This is a genomic window from Catenibacterium sp. GCM10023432, assembly GCF_042651925.1.
Taxonomy (GTDB): Bacteria; Bacillota_I; Bacilli_A; order Erysipelotrichales; family Coprobacillaceae; genus Catenibacterium; species Catenibacterium mitsuoka.
This window is the reverse complement of sequence record NZ_JBHSEB010000111.1, coordinates 1-4,974: the sequence shown is the minus strand read 5'-3', so window position 1 is coordinate 4,974 and position 4,974 is coordinate 1. Positions and strand designations below refer to the sequence as shown.

Genomic DNA, 4,974 nt, shown 5'->3' with positions numbered 1-4,974 from the left:
AGGCACTAGATATTAAGAATGCAGGATATCAGGTGGTAGGTAGATATCTGACAGGAACAGCAAATGGAAAGAGAAAGTTCATCACATTTGAAGAAATCAAAAACATTGAAAGTGCTGGATTAAGAGTATTCCCTATCTATCAGGATGGAGGATATAAAGCAGAGTATTTCCAGAATCTGAGTCAGGGCATTGTAGATGCACATACAGCAATTACAGCAGCTAAGAGAATCGGTGTTCCTAGTGGTACAACTATCTACTTCGCAGTAGACTTTGACTGCTATGATTATCAGATGAAATCATTTATTGTACCATACTTTGAGAAACTGAATTTTGTATTTAATAGTGAAACAAATAATAAAAAGTATAAGGTAGGAATTTATGCACCAAGATATATCTGTTCATATATCAGTAATAAAGGCTTAGCGGAATACTCATTTGTAGCTGATATGTCAAGCGGATACAGCTGCAACTTAGGTTATCCTATTCCGAAGAACTGGGCATTTGATCAGTTCTTTGAATTTAATGAGAGAACAGGTGGGCAATTCCCTTCAAATCCTTCATTTGATTTAGATAAGGTAGGATATTCTGGTAGAGATAAGGGGATTACAACATTTGATAAAGTGGATTATATGTCACCAGATCAATTAGCAGAGAAAAGTTCAGATCAGATGATAAAAGAACAAAAAGATCAATTCGTTTGTAACATTCTAGAAAAATTAGGATATTTAAATAAAGTTGTTAAGGCAAACATTGTATACGAGAAAGAGTTCTCAGTTGCTGCAATTCCTACAGATGGATGTACAATTTTTGTATCTTGTAAAAACTCCAAATCTTTTACACCTGATAATGAGTTTAGTAAAAAACCTATTTATATTGAAATGGATAATACAGGTTCACTGACAACAACATGTGATAATCAAATTAAGGATTTGACAGCTGGCTTGGAGATTCAGGACAAAGATATCGTAAGAATACTAGATGGTACAGTAGATGGCCTAAGAGAAGTGGCAATCTCTATGAAGGCTGGAAAAATTGGTATGAAGATTGGAGTAAAGGATAATTTGCCTGTATATACAATTATCTTCACAACAAAAGATATTTTGCCTCAATTAGATACAAAAGATTATGAAATGACAACTGAAATTAATTTTAAAATCATGCCTAGTATTTCAGATGATGGGAAGCAGCCAAAATACGAAATTGATTGGGAAAAGGTAACACAATTAGCGATTATAATTGTGTTGGTAGGATGTATAGCAGCTAGTGGTAATGCTCTTCCACTGTTGGGTAAAACACTTATTGCTCAGGGAATATTGAAACTTAGTGAGGTGATGGCCTGAGTCAATAATACTGTATATAAGGTTATAAACGCATAAAATGATTTAACTTATTTAAAAATTGCTTTTGATGATAAAAAATAATTGAGTTATGATATCATGACCTCCCAGTAGTCAGTGTAAATAATTAAAAGCACTGTTTGCTAAGGAGGTTTTTCTTAGGGGAAGAAAAAGTAAGTTTCCAAAGAACAAAAAGTTGAAATATATAGAAGATATTTAGACATCAATTGTAAAGTGAAACTGGAATTAAGGAATTGGGATAAAGGGGCATGCCCCTTTATCCCAATTCGTACGAGCACATGCCTCTTTTATTTCATTATTATATTGGCTTTTGTAATTACTTTATTCTTATCATCTACAAAATTGATTTTCTCCAAATGATGTTCTGCTTATCAAAAAATGCATGTAATCTCTCGATATCTTCACTGCTGGCATTTTTCTTTTCAAAATAGATTGTAAAGCCTGCATTAGTTGTAAAAAATACAACATCATTTGTTTCGTTAATTTTCTTTAAATCTTTGTATTTTATAGGAGCTTTATTCGTTGATGAGTCTGCCTTGGAGTAAAGTTCATCTTCTTCAAAGACTAAATCAAAATATATTACATCTTTGTTAAATTGTTCTATTTGCTGGTTCAATAATTTTTTTAATACAGTTCTTGATAAAGCAAGATGAAATATAACTAAAAACAATAATATAATGGCAAGAGTTATGCAATAAGAAAAATATCTCATAAATAGACTTATCAATAAAAATATCAAACCAAAACTGGATGTGGCTACAAATAAGATTTTATATTTAGTAGGAAAAAATAGAATGATGATTTTTTTGAAAGTTGGATAATCCATTTTATTATTTTTGACGGTTAATATTTCCATTATTTGATACCTCTCTATTCATAATATATTAATTTTAACATGGATAAGTAACAATTGCACCAAGTATATCTGATATATATTACAAATTATGATTTCCTCTTTCGATTGATTATTTATTCTGATAAGATAATCATTTCATAATCTTGGCTGTACTTGTATACAGAATAGCTTTTTACATCCAATGGTATATCAACTCGAACTTATATTTTACGGAAGTATTAAATCTAAATTCTATTTTGATTAACTGTCTGGATAATATGTTTAAATATACAGAACTAATAGTTGTGATAAACAGGAACAATTAATTTGAACTATTATAATAATCATAAAAGCACAATTGTGTCGATTAAATATAATATAATACATTTGTAAAACGTTTTACAATTTATAAGAAGAGGAGTAAGTAGGCAATGGTTTATTCTAATGAAGAAATTGAACTTACTCTAAACTTCTACTCTATTGCTAAAGTACATATAGATAATTTAAATCAAGCAATAAAGTTTAAAGAGTTGAATGATCACGAAAAGAATGAATATATGTTCTACTCACATATTGTTTCTAAAGTTAATTATTGGTTAAAAGCACTATTACCAGATGAGCTTGAAATTATTGCTTTGTGTAATTTTGAGAATAAAACATTTGATCTGATTTCTATTCATGTGGGTTATGCTAATCATAGTTCTATTGTAAGAAAATATAAGAATATTATTAACAAAGTGAGAAAACTGAATAATGAACAATTTTGTTAAGAATATAGATAAAGTGTATTCTATTGTATTATCTATTCTTACAATTGCTATGGATAAACATTGGATTTTATTTATGGTGCTATTGCTATTAAATGTTCTTGATACATTAACAGGATGGATAAAATCAAGAATAAATAATAAAGAAAATTCAATGGCTGGATTGAAAGGAACCGCAAAGAAAGTAGCTCAATGGATATTAGTTTTATTGTCTTTTATAATTCCAGTATGTTTCGAAGAATTAGGAAAGATAATTCACATCGATTTGGCGATATTAACGTTTTTAGGCTGGTATGTTTTGATTTCGTTAATCATTAATGAGTACCGTAGTATTTTGGAAAATCTTGTAGAAGCTGGATTCGATGTGCCACAGATTCTTGTTAAAGGTTTAGAAGTAGCTTCTCAAAACATAGAAAGCATGGTAGAAAACAATGAGTAATTATATTATAGATATTTCATATCATAACGGGAAAGTAGATTTAAGCAAGGCAAAGGATTCCATTTCTGGTGTTGTAGCTAGATGTTCTTATGGATGGAGTTCTGGAAATATAGACAAGCAGTGGAACAATAATGCGAAACAAGCAAATGAGTTAGGCATTCCATTATTTGCTTATCACTTTTGTTATGCTAGAAACGAATATGAAGCTAAAAGAGAAGCATATTTAGCTTTGCAGGCATGCAGTAAATATCAGGTATGTGTTATTTATTATGATATTGAATATTCTGATTATCAGGGCAGTTTGAGTAATGACATGTATTATAAGATTGCTAAAGCATTTTGTGATGTTATTGAAGGAGCAGGTTATTCTGCTGGAATATATGCCAATCAGGATTGGTTTAAAAACAAGCTTACAAATAGTGGCTTTTCTGCATGGACGTTATGGATTGCTAATTATGGGCTCAACAATGGGTATAATAATTGGGACAATAAGATTCAGTATAATCCTTTCGGAAATGTATTATTGCATCAGTTCACTTCTAATGCCAGAAAAGGAGTTTTAAAAGATATAAAAGGAATAGATTCAAAGTTTTTGGACTGTAGTTATGATCATGGTCTGATTAATACTTTTTATAAGATAAAAAACAAAGCTAGTAATTTAAACGTTGGAGATAGTGTGCGTGTTAAGGCTGGTGCAAAGTGGTATGATGGTCAGTCAATCGCAAATTTTGTATTTAAAAATCAATATAAAGTGATTCAAATCAAAGGTGATAGAGTAGTAATTGGAGTAAACGGTAAAGTAACGGGAGCAATTTCATTAGATAGCTTATATTAATGAGATGCGAAAGGCACAATGGTGCTTCTGAATGAATGTATGATAAAAATGTAGAAAGAATACCGGTATGAATTCTACGTAAAGTAGTTATAAAAATAGGAGGATAGTAATAATGGCAGATGAAAATGTTAGAAAGGCACAGAAATATTTAAACAGCATGTATGGTCATCGTTCTGAATGGGTAAAGCTGGATGAGGACGGCTTGACTGGTACAGGTACATGCAAGGGGATTATCAGAGCCTTTCAGATTGAAAATGGAATCTCTCCAGTAACAGGAACAGTAGGAAATATCACTTTAAATAAAATGAGATCTTTAAGTGATATTTCTAAAATGAATGCTAATGATCCAGGAAATCCAAATGTATGCATTCTGCAGTGTGCATTGTTTGTAAAGGGGTATAATGCTGGAGGAATTACAGGAGTTTATTATACGACTGGAGTAAATGCTGTAAAGCAGTACCAGAGTGATGCAGGACTTCCAGTAACAGGCATCATTGACTGGAAAGTATGGATGGGACTAGTATCAATCAACTGGTTTAAAAAGACAAATGATGGAGACAAGATGATTGTAAAAATTCAGCAGCAATTGAATACAGACTGGTCTGATATCATTGGTGTAGGTCCATGTGATGGTGTTGTCTCAAGATTTACTTCTTATGCATTAATTGCGGCACTACAGGCTGCTGAAGGTATTTATACAAGTTTTATTGGCAGTATTGATAAAAGAAATTTTGGTGATC

At 31.1% G+C, this 4,974-nt stretch carries 6 protein-coding genes; 5 read left to right on the top strand and 1 reads right to left on the bottom strand.

Translation table 11 applies throughout. The features are described from left to right. Positions 1–1,340 (top strand): glycoside hydrolase domain-containing protein (locus ACFOZZ_RS13180; RefSeq protein WP_376815415.1); only part of this gene is annotated, 1,340 nt, incomplete at its 5' end. Between the two features lie 352 nt (positions 1,341–1,692). Here ACFOZZ_RS13180 and ACFOZZ_RS13175 read toward each other — a convergent pair. Continuing rightward, positions 1,693–2,214, bottom strand: coding sequence for a hypothetical protein (locus tag ACFOZZ_RS13175; protein ID WP_006505151.1), 522 nt, complete (start codon positions 2,212–2,214; stop codon positions 1,693–1,695). Between the two features lie 410 nt (positions 2,215–2,624). On the opposite strand from ACFOZZ_RS13175, the gene ACFOZZ_RS13170 reads away from it, so the two are divergent. From ACFOZZ_RS13170 to ACFOZZ_RS13155, 4 genes are all read left to right on the top strand, one after another. Next, positions 2,625–2,963 (top strand): hypothetical protein, encoded by a 339-nt coding sequence (locus tag ACFOZZ_RS13170; RefSeq protein WP_376815414.1) that lies wholly within the window; start codon positions 2,625–2,627, stop codon positions 2,961–2,963. Then, positions 2,947–3,399 carry a phage holin family protein gene (locus ACFOZZ_RS13165; protein ID WP_270470386.1) on the top strand — a complete coding sequence of 151 codons (453 nt, stop codon included), beginning with the start codon at positions 2,947–2,949 and terminating at the stop codon, positions 3,397–3,399. The genes ACFOZZ_RS13170 and ACFOZZ_RS13165 overlap by 17 nt, the downstream gene beginning before the upstream one ends. Beyond that, positions 3,392–4,234 carry a GH25 family lysozyme gene (locus ACFOZZ_RS13160; RefSeq protein WP_376815413.1) on the top strand — a complete coding sequence of 281 codons (843 nt, stop codon included), beginning with the start codon at positions 3,392–3,394 and terminating at the stop codon, positions 4,232–4,234. Before ACFOZZ_RS13165 ends, ACFOZZ_RS13160 begins: the two co-directional genes overlap by 8 nt. Positions 4,235–4,346: 112 nt before the next feature. Beyond that, on the top strand, positions 4,347–4,974 hold a 628-nt coding region (locus ACFOZZ_RS13155; protein WP_376815412.1), incomplete at its 3' end, for a peptidoglycan-binding protein.